Origin of the sequence: Exiguobacterium sp. UBA3491, assembly GCF_002377745.1 — a bacterium.
In the GTDB taxonomy this organism is placed as follows: Bacteria; Bacillota; Bacilli; order Exiguobacteriales; family Exiguobacteriaceae; genus Exiguobacterium_A.
In genome coordinates this window covers 31,879-52,184 of the sequence record NZ_DFQK01000031.1, presented here as the reverse complement: position 1 = coordinate 52,184, position 20,306 = coordinate 31,879, and the positions used below count along the sequence as shown (strand labels likewise).

The 20,306-nt window shown below is 43.9% G+C and carries 19 protein-coding genes and 1 tRNA gene; 10 read left to right on the top strand and 10 right to left on the bottom strand.

Going from position 1 to position 20,306, the window contains the following annotated elements; genetic code table 11:
* Positions 1-8: 8 nt before the first annotated feature.
* Positions 9-81, bottom strand: a tRNA-Val gene (locus tag B4F99_RS12250).
* 139 nt (positions 82-220) lie between these two features.
* Positions 221-847, bottom strand: a complete 627-nt coding sequence (locus B4F99_RS12245) for a nitroreductase family protein (protein WP_290758326.1) — start codon at positions 845-847, stop codon at positions 221-223.
* 184 nt (positions 848-1,031) lie between these two features.
* On the opposite strand from B4F99_RS12245, the gene yhfH reads away from it, so the two are divergent.
* The 4 genes from yhfH (at position 1,032) to B4F99_RS12225 (ending at position 3,875) form a co-directional block, all read left to right on the top strand.
* Entirely contained in the window at positions 1,032-1,178 is a 147-nt protein-coding gene (yhfH, locus tag B4F99_RS12240; RefSeq protein WP_064505459.1) for a protein YhfH, read from the top strand.
* Positions 1,179-1,369: 191 nt separating this feature from the next.
* Positions 1,370-2,215, top strand: coding sequence for a polysaccharide deacetylase family protein (locus B4F99_RS12235; RefSeq protein ID WP_290758323.1), 846 nt, complete (start codon positions 1,370-1,372; stop codon positions 2,213-2,215).
* Positions 2,216-2,230: 15 nt separating this feature from the next.
* Positions 2,231-2,872 carry a YkyA family protein gene (locus B4F99_RS12230; protein ID WP_290758320.1) on the top strand — a complete coding sequence of 214 codons (642 nt, stop codon included), beginning with the start codon at positions 2,231-2,233 and terminating at the stop codon, positions 2,870-2,872.
* A 100-nt stretch (positions 2,873-2,972) separates the two neighbouring features.
* A complete protein-coding gene (locus tag B4F99_RS12225) occupies positions 2,973-3,875 on the top strand; it encodes an EamA family transporter (protein ID WP_035412417.1) in 903 nt (300 codons plus the stop codon).
* A 21-nt stretch (positions 3,876-3,896) separates the two neighbouring features.
* Here B4F99_RS12225 and nagE read toward each other — a convergent pair whose 3' ends face one another.
* The 3 genes from nagE to B4F99_RS12210 form a co-directional block, all read right to left on the bottom strand.
* Positions 3,897-5,405 (bottom strand): N-acetylglucosamine-specific PTS transporter subunit IIBC, encoded by a 1,509-nt coding sequence (gene nagE / locus B4F99_RS12220; RefSeq protein WP_214856402.1) that lies wholly within the window; start codon positions 5,403-5,405, stop codon positions 3,897-3,899.
* 212 nt (positions 5,406-5,617) lie between these two features.
* The gene (locus tag B4F99_RS12215; RefSeq protein WP_035412412.1) at positions 5,618-5,815 is read right to left on the bottom strand and encodes a CsbD family protein; all 198 of its coding nucleotides are present in this window, start codon (positions 5,813-5,815) and stop codon (positions 5,618-5,620) included.
* A 153-nt stretch (positions 5,816-5,968) separates the two neighbouring features.
* A complete protein-coding gene (locus tag B4F99_RS12210; protein ID WP_023467138.1) occupies positions 5,969-7,171 on the bottom strand; it encodes an ornithine--oxo-acid transaminase in 1,203 nt (400 codons plus the stop codon).
* Between the two features lie 186 nt (positions 7,172-7,357).
* Here B4F99_RS12210 and B4F99_RS12205 point away from each other — a divergent pair, with 186 nt between their 5' ends.
* A complete protein-coding gene (locus B4F99_RS12205) occupies positions 7,358-9,385 on the top strand; it encodes an EAL domain-containing protein (protein WP_290758314.1) in 2,028 nt (675 codons plus the stop codon).
* Between the two features lie 57 nt (positions 9,386-9,442).
* Here B4F99_RS12205 and B4F99_RS12200 read toward each other — a convergent pair whose 3' ends face one another.
* A complete protein-coding gene (locus B4F99_RS12200; protein ID WP_201247407.1) occupies positions 9,443-10,840 on the bottom strand; it encodes a basic amino acid/polyamine antiporter in 1,398 nt (465 codons plus the stop codon).
* A 111-nt stretch (positions 10,841-10,951) separates the two neighbouring features.
* On the opposite strand from B4F99_RS12200, the gene B4F99_RS12195 reads away from it, so the two are divergent.
* Together B4F99_RS12195 and B4F99_RS12190 are read left to right on the top strand one after the other, a co-directional pair.
* The gene (locus tag B4F99_RS12195) at positions 10,952-11,635 is read left to right on the top strand and encodes an MgtC/SapB family protein (protein WP_290758312.1); all 684 of its coding nucleotides are present in this window, start codon (positions 10,952-10,954) and stop codon (positions 11,633-11,635) included.
* Between the two features lie 109 nt (positions 11,636-11,744).
* A complete protein-coding gene (locus B4F99_RS12190; RefSeq protein ID WP_056063473.1) occupies positions 11,745-13,379 on the top strand; it encodes a peptide ABC transporter substrate-binding protein in 1,635 nt (544 codons plus the stop codon).
* Positions 13,380-13,510: 131 nt separating this feature from the next.
* Here B4F99_RS12190 and B4F99_RS12185 read toward each other — a convergent pair whose 3' ends face one another.
* Positions 13,511-13,768 (bottom strand): hypothetical protein, encoded by a 258-nt coding sequence (locus B4F99_RS12185; protein WP_035412398.1) that lies wholly within the window; start codon positions 13,766-13,768, stop codon positions 13,511-13,513.
* A gap of 263 nt (positions 13,769-14,031) precedes the next feature.
* Positions 14,032-15,765, bottom strand: coding sequence for an adenine deaminase (ade, locus tag B4F99_RS12180; protein ID WP_290758309.1), 1,734 nt, complete (start codon positions 15,763-15,765; stop codon positions 14,032-14,034).
* 124 nt (positions 15,766-15,889) lie between these two features.
* Between ade and B4F99_RS12175 the strand changes: the two genes are divergently transcribed.
* Together B4F99_RS12175 and B4F99_RS12170 are read left to right on the top strand one after the other, a co-directional pair.
* Complete coding sequence (locus tag B4F99_RS12175; protein ID WP_214856398.1) at positions 15,890-16,429, top strand: gamma carbonic anhydrase family protein; 540 nt, start codon at positions 15,890-15,892, stop codon at positions 16,427-16,429.
* Between the two features lie 138 nt (positions 16,430-16,567).
* Entirely contained in the window at positions 16,568-16,726 is a 159-nt protein-coding gene (locus B4F99_RS12170; protein WP_290758305.1) for a hypothetical protein, read from the top strand.
* Positions 16,727-16,871: 145 nt separating this feature from the next.
* On the opposite strand, the gene B4F99_RS12165 is transcribed toward B4F99_RS12170, so the two are convergent.
* Both B4F99_RS12165 and B4F99_RS12160 read right to left on the bottom strand, forming a co-directional pair.
* On the bottom strand, positions 16,872-18,455 hold the full coding sequence (locus tag B4F99_RS12165; RefSeq protein WP_214856396.1) for a glycine betaine ABC transporter substrate-binding protein: 1,584 nt from the start codon (positions 18,453-18,455) through the stop codon (positions 16,872-16,874).
* Entirely contained in the window at positions 18,452-19,579 is a 1,128-nt protein-coding gene (locus B4F99_RS12160; RefSeq protein WP_290758302.1) for an ABC transporter ATP-binding protein, read from the bottom strand. The genes B4F99_RS12165 and B4F99_RS12160 overlap by 4 nt, the downstream gene beginning before the upstream one ends.
* 192 nt (positions 19,580-19,771) lie before the next feature.
* Between B4F99_RS12160 and B4F99_RS12155 the strand changes: the two genes are divergently transcribed.
* On the top strand, positions 19,772-20,306 hold a 535-nt coding region (locus tag B4F99_RS12155; protein ID WP_290758300.1), incomplete at its 3' end, for a polysaccharide deacetylase family protein.

The following is a 20,306-nucleotide window of genomic DNA, read 5'->3' as shown; positions in this document are numbered from 1 at the left end:
TTTCGGTATGATTCTGACTGGGCTCGAACCAGCGACCTCTACCCTGTCAAGGTAGCGCTCTCCCAGCTGAGCTACAGAATCATGTTTGCAGTACGTTATGTACTTGCTAGGACATGTATTAATATATCAAGAAACTAAAAGGCTGACAAGTCTTTTTCCGAAAAAAAATAAAAAAATTAAAACGGAGGAATTGACCCCCGCTTCCTCCATTTTGAATGACTTACAGGAAGGTTGATACTCGATCGATCGGTAAACGGAGTGCCGGACGTTTTTTTGCATCTTCGACCGCTTTACCGACAGCAATTAACATGACCGGTACATACCGTGACTCGGTAATAAACGTTTCCGTAAAACGTTGATGATCAAATCCACCCATTGCGAGTGTTGATAATCCACGCGCTTCTGCCGCAAGCATCAATTGCATCGCAGCAAGACTCGCATTCGACATTGCCGCGTCGCGACCATACGCTTCACTTTGATAAGCGCCTTCTACTTGTGCTTTGATCGAATCGAACAATTCTTCTGTCATACCACCCGCTTCTACTGCCGGACCATAAACCGGATTGTAGTTTCGGTTGGCTTGAACATCCCCTAGAATCGCAATGATTGCTGAAGCCGAAGTGACGGCCGGCTGATTGTATGCAATTGGTGCAAGCTGTTGCTTCGCTTCTTTTGAAAGGAAGACCGTGAAATGCCAGTGTTGTAGATTCCAAGCACTCGGTGCCGCTGTCGTCCATTCTAATAGTTCTTCCACTTCCTGTTTTGAAAGTTTGAACGTTTCGTCGTAATGACGAACGGAACGTCTTTCTGTTAAGACACGCATTGTATCCAGTGTTGCCTGTGTCATGTGTAAATCCCCCTTATTATTATCAGATTACTTAGATATCGTAGCATGTCTCTTTTTTATTGTCCTCTATCAATACTTCAAACGAATTTACTGTTATAAAACAATAGTTGACATAAAACTTCTGTACTAATACAATAAAAACAAGAAAAAGACCATTTCGTTTATTTTGAAGGAGGAAAAACACATGGAACAACCCCTTTACCAAGAAGCATCTGCTGCATTCTATCGTGAGCTTCCCGTCAAGACATGCGCTCATTGTGGGAAAGAAATGGACGAGCAATGTGAATCCTATCAAACGGAATGCGATGAGTGTGCTGTAACAGAACACTAATAACACATGAAACAATCACTTATTCAGTGGTTGTTTTTTTATTTCTTACAAACTTCTTCTAAATAAATCGATATTTTTTAGAAAAATCGATTTTTCGTCATCTTTTTGTCATCTATTTGTTACAAAAGAAACAATTAAAATGTTACATTATCTGTATATGCTATTTTTGACACAAGGAGCGACAGACAACGATGGATCCATTTACCTCAAGCCACGCTAGCGAACTCGGTCCACGACCGCGTACAAAAAAAAGAAAGTTTTTCCCTCGGTTCTTCTTACTTCTCACACTTGTCTTTCTCGGAGTTGGGGGATATGTCGCTTATCGATACGTATTTACTCCTGAACAACAATCCATTACGACAGGTAAATCCATTACTGAAGTCCCTGTCGTCAATATGGAGAAAGCACGCGTGGAAAAATGGAATGGTGTGACGAAAAAAGTCGCTTATTTAACATTCGAGGATGGTCCATCCGCATTAACACCGGACTTACTTCGAACATTGGATCAACTTCAGACTCGTGCCACTTTCTTTTATCTCGGAACACAAATAGATGCTTTTCCGCAAGAAGTCAAAGCTGCTGCTAAAGCTGGACACTATATCGGATTACACGGGGAAACACACGATTACGATACATTGTACGAAAAAGGAAAGTATGTCTCAGAGATGCAAAGTGTTCAGAAGAAAATCCATGAGTTGACGAAGCTAACACCACATTTGACACGACCACCTTATGGCTCTGATCCAGGCATCACGAAAAAAATGGCATCTGCCATTCATTCAGCAGACTTCCGAGTATGGGACTGGTCGATCGATTCAATGGACTGGTATTACAAAGATAGTGCAAAAGAAGTGGCTAATACGGTCATTCGGCGAGCAGAGCGTCCATTTGAAATCATTCTCTTGCATGAACAACCACAAGCTATCAAGGCCCTTCCGGCCATTGTTGCCGGACTTCAGAAAAAGGGCTATCAGTTCGCGATTTATGATGAAGATTTCCATATTCCGTACAACTTCGTGCAATACTCGAATTTATAAGGAGTTACTATCTAGATGAAAAAATCATTCGTAGCAGTACTGTTCCTGTCGAGCTTCGGACTTGCTGCCTGCTCCAACGATTCACCAACCTCTCTTCATGAACAGCTAGAACAACAAGTCAAAGGTGAAGAAAAGGCATTCATGCTAGCTGATCAACGTGCTCGTAAGGACGAAATTTCAGTTAATACGTACCAAGCTGTTCTTGATGCAGGTGTTGAAGAAATCAAACGCTCTCAAAATGAACGGGAGGAACTAGAAGCCTTAAATGACGAACGGCTTTCTTTATTGAAACAAGAAGAAACGTTACGTAAGGAAACGTACGCTGAACTTGATCTTGAAGAATTGAAGGATGCTGTAAACAAACTTGATGGTAAAGCAAAAACGGAAGGAACTGCCTTAGTGGCAATCATCAAGGAACGCCAGCAGACGTTTCAAACGTTCTCTAAAACGTATCGACAAGCGATGGACGCTGAAAAGAAAGTGCTTTCACGCTTGACTAAAAAACCGGATTTCGTTAAGATTGATGAGTCAACAGCGGATTTAAATCGTTTAACACGGAAAGCTACCGCGTCATTAAAGAAGGGGAATACGCTGACCGTTCAGTACAACCAAACGAAAACCCGGCTGTATCGTTTGCTCGACACATCAACTCAATAAATCACACAGGTTGCAACCAAACCCTGTCCAAAAAACCTGGACAAGGCCCCGTTGCAACCTTTTTTGTGTGGTTTTTACTAAAAATGGAGGGAAATTATTCATGCATCGCTCAAAAGCAACCTTATTCGTTCTCATTGGCGCTATCAGTTATGGTGTCCTCTCAACGATCGTCAAACTCGCTTATGCAGCTGGATTTAACTCAGCAGCCGTTTCTGGGAGTCAATTTTTCTTCGGTTGGCTGATGATTTTCAGTCTTGCCTTATTTACGAAAAATCTTCGTCTCGATCTCAAGACAGCTGGTCTTCTCATGTTGATCGGTATCTCTAGTGGTACAACTGGTTATCTGTACTATCAAAGTCTTCAGACCGTATCGGCATCCGTTGCAATCATTCTCTTATTCCAATTCACTTGGATCGGTGTCATCATCGATGCGCTCGCATTCAGACGTTTACCATCTCGCGCGCATTTCCTGTCTGCGATTCTGTTGATTGGCGGAGCCATTCTTGCGAGTGCCGCTTACTCGAGTCCACTTGACTTCCGTGGAACATTATTCGGTCTTGGAGCGGCTGTCAGCTTCTCAATTTTCTTACTCGCTAGTGGACGCATCGCCAATCATTTACCCGTCATCAAGAAGAGTTTTTACATGATGACAGGTGGTCTTGCTTTCGTCATGACGATGTATCCACCGACGACGTTCTTGTCCTCTGCGAACTTCGAAAATGGACTTCTGTTATACGCGATTCCGCTCGGTCTATTCGCGTTAATTTTACCACCGCTCTTATTTGCTGCGGGCGCGCCTCACCTCTCCCCAGCAAGCGTTTCTTTGCTTGGAGCAGCTGAACTACCGACAGCGGTCATCTGTTCCGTGTTAATTTTAGGTGAACATCTGATGAGCTCTCAATGGATTGGGATCGTCATCATCTTGATTGGAATCTTTTATCCGATCTATCGCTCGAGCAAAACAGCACCTGTTGCGAACGTACAGCAAAACGACCTTTCCTGAGCTCAGGAAAGGTCGTTTTCTTTACTTCTGTCGTTTCATCGCATCTGCAACGAATTCGACATCTGTGCCAATGATGATTTGAACACTAGTCGCCCCCATCTTCATGACACCTTTTGCTCCAGCCGCTTTAATCGCTGCTTCATCAATGATGCTTGGATCCTTGACTTGAAGACGCAAACGTGTCGCACAATTGTCAATCGACGTGACATTTTCTGTTCCTTTCAATCCAGCAAAAATTTGAGCTGCTTGTTGTTCATATTTATCGTCTGAGTCCGTCAAAACGACTCCCGTGTCTGTAACGAGCGATTCATCTTCACGACCTGGTGTCTTCAGATCGAATTTTGTGATCATGAAGTAGAACAGGAAGTAGTAGACGACCGCGAACGCGAGACCAACCGGGATGATCAACAATGGTTTTTTCGCAATCCCGAAGTTCAAGGCGTAATCAATGAAACCAGCCGAGAAGGAGAAGCCATGTAAAATACCGAGTAAGTTAACGATGGCCATCGATAGACCCGTTAGTACAGCATGGATGACGTATAAAACAGGTGACAAGAACATGAACGAGAACTCGATTGGTTCCGTAATTCCTGTCAGGAAGGATGTCAGTCCAAGACCAATCATCGCTCCGGCAACGGCTTTTCGATTTTCCTTACGCGCAGCCATGACGATAGCAAAGGCTGCAGCTGGCAAGGCAAACATCATGATCGGGAAGAAGCCAGCTTGATAAATCCCCGCTGTTGGATCTCCAGCGAAGAAACGCGCAATATCCCCGTTCGCTACCGTACCATCTGCTTTTTCGTATGAACCGAAAACAAACCAAAAAATATTATTTAAAACATGGTGCAAGCCGACAGGAATCAGGAGACGGTTAAAGAATCCAAACAAAGCAGCGCCTCCTGCGCCAAGACCGACCATCCATTCACCGGCACCGTTGATACCTTGCTCGATGAACGGCCAAACATAACCAAAGATGAAAGCAAGTACGAGCATGACAGCTGAGGTAATGATTGGAACAAAACGACGGCCTCCGAAGAATGCCAACCAATCCGGTAACTTAATATTGTAGAAGCGATTGTATAGAAGACCGGCAACGATACCCGCAATGATCCCACCGAATACTGCCATATTGACGGTTGAACCGAGCGTCGCCTGGTTCGCAATCGAACTAAGCGTCGCGCCATCGACCTTGGTCGAGGAATCATTGACGATCGCCGCAATCGCATCATATTTTGCTTGAATCTGTGCACTGGAATAATCCTTGTTCATCGAGTCGACGCCATTTTTTAAGACAAGATACCCGATGGCTCCGGCAAGACCCGCTGCCCCACTCGCATCAATCGATAGACCGATTGCGACACCAATGGCAAATATCAATGGAAGGTTATCAAAAATCGCCCCTCCTGCTGCTACCATCAATGGAATATCTAGCATATCCGCCGAACCTAATCGAAGTACGATTCCGGCAGCTGGTAATACTGCGATTGGTAACATCAAAGCCTTACCAATTCGTTGTAGAAACTGCAACATCCCTTTCACCCTTTCCTAAATAAAACGATAATGACAGAACAATGTAAACGCTTTTACGTTTTTAATTATTCCATATAAATATCTAAATGACTAGACCTTCATACAAATTATTCACTATCTTTTTTATTAGTATAAAAAATCATTATAGCAAACACTAAAAACCGGACTAGAGTAATCCTCCAGTCCGGTTTTTCTATTTAATTCCCACGGTCTTAACGACGAGTTGTATCTTCAAAATTTTGTTGAACGTTTCCTACGGTTTTCTTGGCGTCACCTTTTAATTGATCTTTTTTACCTTCGCGCTCTGTCGATTTATCTCCTGTTGCTTTACCGAGTGCTTCTTTTGCTTTACCCGCTACTTTATCAACAAGACCATCTGCTTTTTTATTGAGACCACTGTCATTTGACATAACCATTACCCCCATTTAAAAATTTTTTTTGCGATAGTTGTATGTTCCCGTATGACTGAATTTCAAACATTTCCTGTATCCATACCGACACTCATCCAAACAAAAATAACAGTGAACATCTTGTTCACTGTTATTCGATTTGAATGTATTCATTTACTGGGCGACGGAAACGCCTAACACTTGTTCAATCCGTTCGAACGCCCAATCCAACTCTTCTTTTGTGATGACAAGCGGTGGTGCAAAGCGAATGACTGTCTCGTGTGTTTCTTTACAGAGTAAGCCCTTCTCTTTCAACGCTTCGCAATATGGTCGAGCTGCTTCTGTTAGTTCAACACCAATGAACAATCCACGACCACGTACTTCTTTGATCATCGGGTTGTTGATTTGTTTTAATTTTTCCATGAAGTACGTACCGAGTTCGAGTGAACGTTCCGGTAACTTTTCGTCTTCTAATACTTCAAGTGAAGCAATCGAGACGGCACAAGCGAGTGGATTGCCACCGAACGTCGAGCCGTGTGAACCTGGATTGAAGACAGAAAGGACATCTTTATTCGCAGCAACACACGAGATTGGGAATACCCCACCGCCCAGTGCTTTCCCAAGAATGTACATGTCTGGTGTTACCTCGTCCCAATCAGAAGCAAACCATTTACCGGAACGACCAAGTCCAGATTGAATCTCGTCTGATACGAGCAAAACATTCTGCGCACGACAAACTTCTTGTGCATCTTTTAGGAAGCCATCATACGGAATTAAAATTCCTGCTTCGCCTTGAATCGGCTCCAAGATGAATGCCGCTGTATTTTCAGTGATTGCCTGTTTTAGTGCCTCCAGATCGCCGTATGGAATCGTCTTGATTCCAGGAAGAAGCGGTCCAAATCCTCGTTGATATTCTGCCTCCGTCGACATGGAGACGGCTGTCATCGTTCGACCGTGAAAGTTTCCTTCACAAACGATGATTTCAGCATCACCTGGGATTTGTTTCACTTCATATGCCCAGCGTCGTGCTGCTTTCACTGCCGTCTCAACAGCTTCCGCACCTGTATTCATTGGTAATACCATGTCTTTACCCGTCAATTGTGCTACTTTTTCATAGAAAAAGCCCAGTTGATCATTGTGGAAGGCACGTGACGTCAAAGTGATCTTATCCGCCTGTCGTTTTAGAGCTTCGATGATTTTCGGATGACGATGTCCTTGGTTGACGGCTGAGTAAGCACTCAACATATCCATATAACGACGTCCTTCCGGATCCGTGACGAAGACACCTTCTGCTTCTGAAATGACGATCGGGAGTGGATGGTAGTTATGTGCTCCGAACTGTTCTGTCTGTTGAATGATTTTCTCTGTTTGATTCATCGAGATTCCCCCTTGTAGCTCTTTAGAAAACGTTTTCAAAATCATTATAGCAGATTTTCTTGTATAATCTTCATCTAAAAAATGTATAACCTAGATGATTGGGATGCGTAAGAATTGAATATATTGGGAAAAGATAAGACAAGTGAACCGTCATCTCTTTTCATCATAAAGGAGCGTGCGCACGTAATGGATCGTTCGACCATTGATTCCTATGAAGTCGTCATTCAAGAGTTTCCACTACCGTCTTTCATCTTAAATATCGATTTGACCATTCGTTCCTGGAACGAGTTAGCAGAACAGCATTGGGGCTGGACACAACAGGAAATCGTCGGACAAATCGTTCCTTTACTTGACCAGGAAGATATGGCATTCAGCCATCAAATTTGGCATTCCTTTTTAGAACGCCATCAATCGGTCCAATTGCCGAATGCCTCCTTATTCCATAAGTCTGGTACTCCCATGACATCAACGTTGCTACTGTCTCCTCTACTTGATGAAGTAGGCAACGTCGTTGCTGCTTTCGTTTGTGGTATTCCGTCTGCTCAACAACCGATTACAACAAAACCATTATTTCAAGGTTTGATGGATTTACGTCAGGCGTTCGATCAAATCGCTAGTGTCGCTGTATTTGACGCGCGTGGTGCAATTACGTATATAAACGCCCAACTCATGGATGTAACAGGTTACTGTCCTGAAATGCTTATTGGTCAGCCATGGTCCGTAATTCTCGATCAAACTAGTGCGACTGTCTCAGAAATCCGAACACAACTCCGTGAACGCAAAGCGTGGTCGGGTCGTCTTAGTCTCATTTCACACACGGGTGAACGAAAACATCTCCAAGCGACATTGATTCCGATTTATGATGCAAACGGCGTTCGTTTTCAGCATCTGTTCATCGGTAACGACATTACGGAAACAACTGTGCTTGAAGAAGAACTTGATTTTTTAGTGCATCACCATGAGATGACGCATTTATTAAATAAACGTGGATTTTTACGTGAAGGGGAAGCACTGTTCCATTCTGCTGCATCACATGAACCCATTGCACTCATTTTGTTCGATATCGATCGTTTCAAAGTCATAAACGATTCGTTTGGAACACATATCGGAGATCAACTCCTTCAAGCAATGGCAACACGGCTTTTGCAACATACGACGGGTGTCCTTGCTTTTCATCCGACGAGTGATTTATTCGGTGTCCTATTACCTGCACCCTCAAGTAATCTACTCTTTCAATATGCTCGAAAATTACAACAAGCGTTACAACGTCCTTATTACATTAACGGTCATTCACTCATCGTTTCTTGTACATTCGGTATCACCGTCTATCCGTCTGAAGCGAAAACACTTGAAGATTTATACCGCCGCTCCGAAACTGCTCTGTATGCGGGAAAATCAATTGGTACGGGAACGATTCAGTACTTAACACACGAGATGGACACACAATTCACACGTAAAATCCAACTCGAACGTTCTCTCTTCACGGCACTCGAAGATCGGTCGCTCTACCTTGCTTATCAACCGATCATCGAGCTTCAATCACAAGCCGTCAAAGGATTCGAAGCGTTATTACGCTGGAATCATACGGCTCTCGGAAATATTCCGCCGGATGAGTTCATCCCACTCGCCGAAGAGGCTTCTCTAATCACACCAATCAACAACTGGGTCATCATCGAAGCATGTGAACAGCTCGCGAAGTGGCAACAAACGATTGATCCTGAATTGACGATGGCGATCAACATTTCACCGCACCAATTCCAAAGTGACTCCTTTATTCGAACGTTGCAACATATCGTAACGGAGCGACTCGTTTCGCCATCTTCCGTCACGCTCGAGATGACAGAGAATATTGCTATCTTACAGACACAACGAACCGTCGAACGCATGCACCTCATTAAGTCACTCGGTTTCCGCTTATCGATTGATGATTTTGGAACCGGCTACTCTTCTTTACAGTATCTCAGTGCGTTTCCAATTGATGAATTAAAAATCGATAAAGTATTCATTGATGGACTAGCAAAGAACGATCATGCTTTGCTGGATTCTATCATTCAACTGGGTCGCAATCTAGAGTTGAACCTCGTCGCTGAGGGTGTCGAGACAGAACATGCCTTGACTTACTTGAAAACGACAGATTGCCAGTACATGCAAGGGTTCATTTTCTCTGAACCACTGTCCGTACAGGATGTCGAAAAAAGATTCTTAACCCCTTAAAAAAAAAAGAAGTCACGGTGATTTTTATCCACCGTGACTTCTTTTGCATATCGTTTCTTACAATTGAATTTCTCCTACGACCATTCCGTAAACAGCCACTCCGGCTAAGACAACAAGAATCATGCTAGCAATCCACTCATAACGTGACATGCCTGTCCGTTGCTGTTCTCGTTCTGCTAACGCATATGCTAAAATGCCCGGCGCATAAACTAACGCCGCAATGACGATATACCAAACGCCCGACGCATAGACGAGCCAAATAGAGTACGCGGATGCGATGACCGAGAAGAGTAACATTTTCCGATTCCGCTCTTCCCGTGAAGTCCGGATGCTGTACAAGGCTGATAACAGATATGGTAAGAGCGCACAAATCCCGGCAATACTTGATAGAACGAGATACGTCTGTGCAGAGAATAGCGCAATCCCAGCAACAATTTGTGTGGCGATCTGTGTAATCAGCAGCGCTCCAACTGGCGCCCCTTTTCGATTCGTCTTAGCGAATGCTTTCGGGAACGCACCATCTTTCGCAACCAAATATGAAATCTCTGATGCTAAAATCGTCCATCCAAGAAGCGCTCCGGATAGTGAGATGATTAAACCAATCATGATGATCGTCGCGCCGACTGGTCCGATTGCTGCCTCTAGTACATACGCCATCGTCGGTTCCTTTAATCCAGCCAGTTTTTCTTGACTAAGGACGCCAAGTGATAAGACCGAAATCAAGATATAGATGACCAAAACACCAACGAGTCCCGTTACGGTCGCTTTTCCGACATCACTTCGATTTTTAGCACGACTCGATAAAACGACTGCCCCTTCAATTCCAACGAACGCCCAAAGCGTGACGAGCATCGTTCCCTTGACTTGATCGAAGATTGAACCGAGTTCTGTCCCATCTCCCCAAATGTCTAAATTGAACGTTTTGATATTAAAGGCGATCCCAACCAATAGAATGAAAATCAAGATTGGAACAAGCTTTGCAATCGTTGTAATCAGATTGACGAGGGTAGCTTCCTTAATCCCACTTGAGACGAGCCAGAATAATCCCCAAATGACGACCATACTCATCAAAAGAAGGAATATCCGATTCTCTGCCGCGAAAATCGGGAAGAAATAACTAATCGCATTGAAGACGAGCGTGATGTTCGCAACCGTTCCAATCCATGCAGATACCCAGTATCCCCAAGCACTGTTGAAACCGACGAAACGTCCGAACCCTTCACGTGCATAAGCATAAATACCACCTTCAAGTTCGGGTTTACTGTTTGCAAGGTGCTGGAAGACGAGCGCGAGCATGATCATTCCAATTCCTGTAATACTCCATCCGATGAGAATAGGTCCTGCACTTGCACTCTGAGCCATTGCACCGGGAAGGTTAAAGGCACCTCCACCGACCATCGAACCGATGACCATTGCTGCGAGAGCAAAGAAGCCGATTTTTTGCTGATTCATGATGAGACACTTCCTTTTTCCGTATATCTATTACATCTTACGTATATTCATTCGAAAGACACAAAAGTCATTATAACAAATCACCTTTTAAAGTAAAGAAAGGATTTGAGACGAATGAACTGGATTCATGTATTTCAGCTCGAGGACCTCTTTAAACTCCTAATGGCTGCTGCCCTTGGAATTTTCATGGGATTCGAGCGTGAAATAAAAAATAAACCGGTCGGTATACGCACTAGCCTCGTAATTACCCTCATCAGCTGTCTTTTAACCATCGTATCCATCAAATCCGTTTCACTCTATCACGATATGGCGACGAATGTTCAAATGGATCCGATGCGCCTTGTCGCACAAATCATTGCCGGTATCGGCTTCATTGGTGCTGGTGTCATTTTGCGTCGCCCTCACGATATCGTCAGTGGATTAACGACGGCCGCCATTATATGGAGTTCAAGTGGAATTGGAATTGCTGTCGGTGCAGGATTTATATGGGAATCGGTTTTTCTTGTTTTATTTTTGTTCTTCTTATTAGAGGGATTGACTCGAGGAATGCGCCGTATTAATAACAGTCGATTCGAAGCGAACGTCCTTGTCGCACACTTGCTCCTTCCTGCTAATCTGGACCCATCTGAAATCATCTTCGCTCTTGAACGAAAAGGTGTTTATATTACGAATATGCGCATGCGGGGAGATCCGGTTCGGTTGACATTACGAATGTATTCTCCTCATAAACTGACCATATTCCTACTTTATGACTATTTAAAATCACTCGGAATTAAGGATATAGACCTTGATCAGTGAGAATTATCTGAAAATCTATGTTGCATTTTTAATCACTTTCACTTAAATTAACAATATGTTCACATTTTTCTGAAATATTTAACTCTAACTCTCGGGGGGTCATCGTTCCATGAATAAAACATCGAAAATTGCGTTTGCTGGACTATCTAGCATCGCACTACTTGCTGTCGCTGCATGCGGGCAAGGAAATGATGAAAACACAAGCGGATCTGATTCAAAAAACAAGAAAAAGGAAGTCACGCTCGTTTCGACGACAGATGTACCTCAGCTTGATCCGACGAAAACGACGGACTCGACTTCCATCATTGTTACGAACAACGTCTTTGAAGGACTTTATCGACTCGATGGTGATAACAAGCCGACACCTGGAATCGCAGAAAGTGTCGAAGTGTCAAAAGATAAAAAGACATATACGTTCAAATTGCGTAAAGATGCGAAGTGGTCGGATGGATCAGCCGTCACAGCAGATGATTTCATCTATGCTTGGAAACGTGCACTTGATCCAAAGACAGCAGCAGAATACGCGTACATTTTGCAGGACTTGAAAAATGCCAATAAAATTATGGCAGGCAAAGCTGAACTCGATGAACTCGGTGTCAAGAAAATCGATGATCAGACACTTGAAGTGCAACTCGAAGCTCCAGCACCTTACTTCCTTGGTTTGACGAGTTTTCCGACTTACTTACCATTAAAGCAATCATTCGTTGAAGATAAAGGCGATAAGTTCGCGACAAGTGTGGACACTATGGTCTTCAACGGACCTTTTGTCCTCGATAAGTGGCAAGCGAACGCGGGTTGGACATATAAGAAAAACCCGGATTATTGGGATAAAGCAAACGTCAAGATGGATCAGATTAACGTTAAAGTCGTTAAGGAAATCTCGACTGGCGTCAACCTCTTTGAAGCAAAAGAAGTCGACTTCGCACCGATTACATCTGAATTCGTCTCACAATATGAAAAATCAGAGGATTACAAGACACGTCCAGATGCTCGGATCAACTTCCTCCGCTTTAACCAAAAGAATAAAGCATTGAAAAACAAGAACATTCGAAAAGCGCTCGCACTTGGTTTTGAGAAACAAGGGATTACGGACGTCATCCTAAACGATGGATCAAAACCAGCAAACTTCATCGTTGCGAAAGACTTCACGTTCACACCCGATGGTGAGGATTTCCGAGTGAAATATCCGGATCTTCAAAGCTATGATGCTGATGCAGCGAAAAAAGCTTGGGATGCTGGTTTAAAAGAACTTGGTGTCAAAACAGTCGAACTCAGCATGCTCTCACGAGATGAGGATGCATTCAAGAAAGTTTCTGAATACTTAAAAGGTGATCTAGAGAAACATCTTCCTGGTTTGACGATCAATATCAAACAACAACCGTTCAAGAACTTCCTCGACCTCGAATCGAAGGGCGATTATGATATCTCTGCAGCTGGATGGGGACCTGACTATCAGGATCCAATGACGTTCCTCGATATGTGGTTGACAGGCGGAAGCTTCAACCGGATGGAATACTCGAACAAAAAATTCGATGATCTCATCAAAGGGGCAAAACAACAAGCAGATGAAGCGAAACGCTGGTCTGATATGCAAGAAGCTGAAAAAATCTTGCTAACCGATGACTACGCGATCGCGCCAATCTATCAAAAAGGTGAAGCGTACTTGCAACGAACAAATATTGATAAATTATACCGTCACCCATTCGGTGCCGATATGAGCTTTAAATGGATGGAAATCAAGTAAACGAGGACCTGACACACACATCGAATTCTTTAATCAACAAGTAGTGGACCTCGTCCGCTACTTGTTTTTGATTTCCTGAAGATATCTCTAAAAACAACAAAGACCCCTTCTGACGGAGCCATCGGGGGTCTTTACTGTGCGATTTGTTTATAAAAAGCGATTTCTTCATCTTGTCCTTCTTCCACTGCTCGGAAGAATTCAGCAAAATAGGCGTACAAAACGGTGCGTTCTTCATACGTCGGTCTGGCTTGACGAATAACGGAGAATGCAAGGTTTCGCAATTGACGTTTCGTTCGCCGATGTGTCGGAAGTGCATAAAATTGACGCGTGAATGAACGATAGACGTCCGCAATCAAGACTTCATGTCCTTCAAAATATGATTTATCCATAAATATAGTCCCCTTTCCACTTTAGTGATCCTATTCTTTTCTACGACTCTTTTAAATAAAGAGTTTCAAAGAAAGTGAGATTTCTCACAAATGATATAGACCTTACTATAACAAGCTTTCCAAAATGATTCAACATCCAAACTATTAAGTTTCATTAAGAATATTTAGAGCTTTTGTAAAGTATCTTTCTTTGATTTTAGATCATCTATTTCTAATAAAAAACGGTCTGAGTCCCGGAAAGAGACTCAGACTCGCGATGGACTTTAGTTTGCTTGTACTGAAATATGCTGGAAGTGTTTCACATCGAATAACCCACTGTCGGTCAACTTCAATTCCGGAATGACCGGTAAGCAAAGGAACGACATCGTCAAATAAGGATTAAAGGACCGATCCGCTTCTAATACATCAAGTGCATCGTTTAATGCTTCGAGTGTGTCCCCGACTTCTTGGAAAGGACGATTCGTCATCAGCCCAGCGATTTCAAGCGGTAACTCTGCAAGCACGTCTTGCCCATTAACAGCAATGACACCCCCACCCGCTTGAACAAGACGTTCTGCAGCAAGTCGCATCTCTTCGTCTGATGCCCCAACGATGACGAGATTATGTGAATCATGGGCAACGGTCGCAGCAATCGCTCCACGCTTCATCTTAAATCCTTTGACGATCCCAACTGCTGAGAACGATGTCCCGTGATGACGCTCAATGACAGCAATTTTTAAGAGATCCTCCTCTGGCACAGGAACGAAATGTCCTTCTTGAAGCGGAACGTCAAGAATCAAGTGCTCGGTGACGATGCTTTTCGGAATGACTCCGATGACATGCGCACGTGGTGATTCGAGTGGAAGGGCGAATACTTCTGGTGTGATCGGTTTTGTATTCAAGGTTCCACGTAATGACTCCGGCACATGAGCACGGCGAACGGGTCGAATCGTTTTCCCTGCTCGTGCGACACAATTCCCTTGAATATAAACCTCATCAATCACGACGTTATCGGCATTCGATAATAAGACGAAGTCCGCCCGGCGTCCTGGTACGATGGCTCCCCGATCGTCTAGACGATACGCGTTTGTCGCGTGCAACGATGCCATCGCATACGCTGTTTCGCGTTTAATCCCATGACGAATCGCATAGCGAATATTATAATCAATCGTACCTTCGCGTAATGTATCGTCCAAATGTTTATCATCCGTACAGAAGAGGAACCTGCTGGCATTACTCTCTGTCACGGCATCGAGTACTTCCTTCAAGTTACGGGCTGCTGACCCTTCCCGTATTTCGACATACAGACCACGACGTGCTCGTGCAATTGCATCTTCCTTACTGATGGATTCATGATCCGTCCGAATTCCAGCGACACCATAAATATTGATTTCGCGTGGTCCAAGTCCTGCAGCATGTCCATCGACAAGTTTCCCTGCGTCTTCAATCTGTTTGATTTTTTGTAACATGTCGCGATCGGCTCGTTCGACAGCCGGATAATCCATGACTTCCCCTAAACCATGGACACCCGGATGATTGACGAATGGCGCAAGTGCCGCAGCATCAAGTGATGCTCCCGCGTGTTCAAACGAAGTCGCCGGAACACAGCTCGGTAACATCATGCGCACGTCAAGGGCGAGACCTTCTGCATCGTCTAGCATGAAGGACAAACCTTCTGCGCCTTTGACGTTCGCAATCTCATGTGGATCCGCGATGATCGTCGTGACGCCTAGTGGTAAAATCGCCTGCTCATACTCACTTGGTGGTACCATCGATGATTCAATATGAACATGGGCATCAACAAAACTTGGAGCGATGAACAGACTCGTTCCCGGACGATTCTCGACTCCTTCATATCCCTCTCCGACAGCAGCGATATAACCTGAATCAATCGCTACATCTGCTGTATACGTCTCACGTGTCATGACATCGATGACTGAAATGTTCTGATAGACGACAGCTGCTTTCTCTTTTTTTGCAGCAATCGCAATCAATCGTTCACGTACTGTTTGTTCCATCCTGTCTCCTCCTGGTGTAAGCGTATTTTCACTATCTTACAATTAGTTTGGAAGCTGTTGCAATTTATTTTTTGTAACGTCAAGATGAAAGAGTATGGATTTAATGCCTGAGGGGGAAAAACGCATGAAATATCGTGTCGGTTCACTTATTCCAAACATCGATCCATCCGTTTATTTAGCGGATGGATCAAAGGTCATCGGAGAGGTCACGATCGGAAAAGACTCATCCGTCTGGTTCAATACGGTCATCCGGGGAGATGAAGGTCCGATCCAAATCGGAGAACGCGTCAACATTCAAGATGGTTCGATGATTCATCAGTATGAAGGGTTTCCGACTATCATTGAAGATGAAGTCACGATTGGTCATATGGCAATGATTCATGGAGGTATCATTCGAAAAGGAGCGTTGATCGGGATGTCGGCGACGATCCTTGATGAAGCTGAAATTGGAGAAGGTGCATTCGTTGCTGCGGGAAGTCTTGTGCCGCCAAAAATGAAGGTGCCTGCCGGTGCGATGGTCATGGGTGTTCCTGCAAAAATCGTCCGGGATATCAGTGACCATGATCGATTCATCATGGAACGAACAGTCCGAAAATACGTGAAACGAGGGCAGCAGTATGCTGACAGTTGTGAAGCCATTACAGAGGATTTGACAAGTTTGTGAGAACGTTTACAAAGTTCACGGGTTCTTAACACCTCCCCTCTTCCGTCTTTACAATTCTTTCGTACACTAGAGGTGCAAGAGATGAATCAAGACACAGAGAGGGGATTTTATATGATTCCAGTATATGGAGAACGTATTATGTCTGATTTATTTTCATCTACGAGTAACCCAAGCTATGGTTTGCCGACGTTACCTGAATTCGAAACAGATTGGTTGACAGTCGAGGTTCAAGTACGTATCGTTAAAGATGCCGAGCACCGCCTTGGAACATTAAACCGAGAGGAAGAACGTGTATGATTCAGCAACGCACTGTTCGCGCTTGGCTCGCTAGTCGCATCAAAAAATAATTTAATCACTTGATTACGTATTTTCCAAAACGATATAGCGCGTCAGCGCGCATACAAAAAGAGCCGAAGCGGATTCCCGCCTCGGCTCTATCTGTTTATTTAGAAATCAACCCTTCTTTAATCAAGAAATCGCGCGCGACTTTTTCAGGACGTTGTTTCTCAACATCTGCTTTGTAGTTCAGTTCTTGCATTTTTTCATCCGTGATTTTATCCTTCAATGTGTTGAGGACTTTTTTCAGCTCTGGATGTTCTTTAATGGTTTCTTGACGAACAAGTGGTACCGCATAGTATGGTGGGAAGAACTCTTTATCATCTTTGAGTACAGTCAAATCAAACTTCTTCAAAAGACCGTCTGTTGAAAAACTATCGATGACATTCGTTCGACCGTTCGTCAATGCTGTATAGCGAAGTCCTCCATCAACTGGTTGTACATCTTTGAACTTCATATCCGGATACTTCTTCTTTAGACCAAGATAACCATCTTCACGGTTCGCGAATTCAATCGTTGAACCGAGAATCAAGCGATCACTGACTTTTGACATGTCCGACACTGTCTTCAAGTCGTACTTCTTAATGTCTTCTTTTGTCATGGCAAGAGCATACGTATTGTTGAAGCCGATCGGATCTAGGACATCGACCTGACTTTTTTCGGGAATCATCTTCCCGACTTTTGCATAGACCGTTTTCGGATCCGTCTCGACCTCTTGCTTGAGCACGTCGATCAACAATGTCCCTGTGTATTCGACATATGCGTCAATTTCCCCTTTTTCAAGCGCCCCGTAAGCGACCTTCGTCCCTCCAAGATTTAATTGACGTTCGACTTGTAGATCCGTTTTATCTTCGATTAAATCCGCTAACATATTTCCGAGAATCAACTGTTCCGTAAAGTTCTTCGATCCGATGACGATCTTATCTTCCTTGAGGAAAGAATAAGCGACTGTACCACCAACCAATAGGAAGACGATGCTTGCGATCGCGATCTTGCGTCCCGCTGACATCGCTTTACGGCGTTTCCGTGCCTTGTTTTTAATTCGACCATCCGCGAGCGGAATACCGTTCGGTGCCACCGAATATTCAATCCGGCTGACGACAAAGTCGATGACAAGGGCTAAAATACCAGCTGGAATCGCTCCGGCGAGAATCTGGTTATTATCAACCGTTTGAATACCTGAAAAGACGAGGTAACCAAGACCACCGGCACCGATGAATGCTGAAATCGTCATTAAACCGACCGCTGTGACGGCTGAAATCCGAATCCCTGCCATCATGATCGGTAAGGCAAGCGGAATCTGGACCTTACTGAGGATTTGACGATCCGTCAAACCAATTCCTTTTGCTGCTTCAAGCGTATCTCCCGGAATACTCGATAGACCTGTGTACGTATTTTTGACGATCGGCAAGAGCGAATAGAGCACTACCATGATGATCGCTGGTGTCGATCCGATACCGATGAACGGAATTAAGAAACCGAGTAAGGCAAGACTCGGGACGGCTTGCACGACGCTCGTCAGCGCGAGGACCGGTTTTGCGAACTTTTGATAGCGCGTGATTAAAATCCCGATCGGAATCCCAAGGACGACGGCGATGACGACGGCAAAGACCGTCAGCTGTAAGTGCTCCAGTAATAAGTCACCGATTTGATCGGTATTATTTTTTACATAATCAAAGAAACCGTTCATTGGACTTCCTCCTCATGAATGAATTGCTCACTCAAGACGGAAAGTAAGCTACTACGTGTGATTAATCCTCTTAGTTTTCCTGTTGCATCTGTTACCGGCAGATAACCTGTCTCTTCCTGATTCATGACTTCAAGGACATCAAGTAACGAATCGTGTTCATTGACGCCAACGATCTCGCCCTCCATTACTTCTTCAATCCGTTGGCTCTTATCCGGGATCGTCTGGATGTTCTTTAACTTAATCAGCCCTTGTAAAACGCGGTCACGATCAGTGATCAATAGACTGTCGACTTTTCGCCCACGCATGATTTCAATTCCCTGTAGCAATGTACGTTTGCCACTGATTGAAACTGGATCCTCAATCATGATGTCTTCTGCCTTAATGAATTCTGGACTACTCCAAATTTTATTTTTTCCGATGAACGATTCGACATATTCATCTTTTGGATGACGCAGGATTTCTTCTGGAGTATCAAACTGAACGATCTCCCCATCACGCATGATACATATCCGATCCGCTAACTTGATCGCTTCATCCATATCATGAGTGACGAAAACAATCGTCTTTTTCACTTCCTCTTGTAAGTTGAAAAGCTCTTCCTGCAAATCATTACGAGTAACGGGATCGAGAGCACTGAACGGCTCATCCATCAGGATGACATCAGGATCATTCATCAGAGCACGCGCGAAACCTACACGTTGCTGCTGTCCACCACTGAGTTCGCTCGGATAACGATCAATAAATTGTCTCGGATCAAGCCCGACCATCGTTAATAGTTGTTCTGTCCGCTGATCCATCTCATCGTGATCTTTCCCCTCAAGTCCAGCAATCAATTGAATGTTTTCCCGGACCGTCATATGAGGGAACAGACCAGTTTGCTGAATAACATATCCCATATGGCGTCTTAATTCAATCGTATCCGTCTTCATGATATCCTTCCCATTGACCAAAATCGTACCTGAAGAAGGTTCGATCAATCGATTGATCATTTTAAGTGATGTCGTTTTCCCACAACCACTTGGTCCGATGAAAACAACGAGTTCACCCTTTTGAATCTCGAGCGATAAGCCTTTTAAGACGACATTTTCCTTAAACTGCTTGCCGACGTTTTTGAATTCGATCATTCCTTCTCACTCCTTTTTACTATTTCCATATATTATTGTTTCCCAAAAAGGTTACGGTTTAAACAAATTTCCATTAGATCAGTTTTATTTCTTTGAAAAAGGGGAAAATCTTAGTTCTTTTTTTAAAAATAAAGGGAATACCTAAATAAAGAGTACTGATAAAGCATGTTTTGATGAAGGAGGCCCTTAACGATGAACATCAAGAAACCCACCATCATGATGATCGGATTGCTTCTCTTAACCCCACTTTCAATTCCCTTACAGGTCGATGCAGCGAGTTCTACGTTTGTCACAAAAGGAACGACGACCAAAAAAGTCGTCGCATTGACATTTGATGACGGTTCAGATGGAACGAACATTGTCAAAATATTAAGTGTCTTAAAAAGTAATCAAGTGAAAGCTACTTTCTTTTTAACAGGCAGTGGTGCAAACAACCATCCTCAATCGATTAAAAACATCACAACCGCCTCTCCAACACATCAAATCGGCAATCACTCGTATTCACATCCGGATTTCACGACTTTATCAGCAAGCCAAATGACAAGTGAATTATCCCGGACGGAGTCGCTCATCCGATCCTTGACCGGAAAAACGACGAAACCGATTTTTCGGGCGCCGTTCGGTGCGAGTAACAGTAAGGTATTGAGTGTCGTCGGAGCGGCTGGTTATACGAAAACGATTCAATGGAATATCGATTCGACGGATTGGAAAGGAATCTCTTCAACAG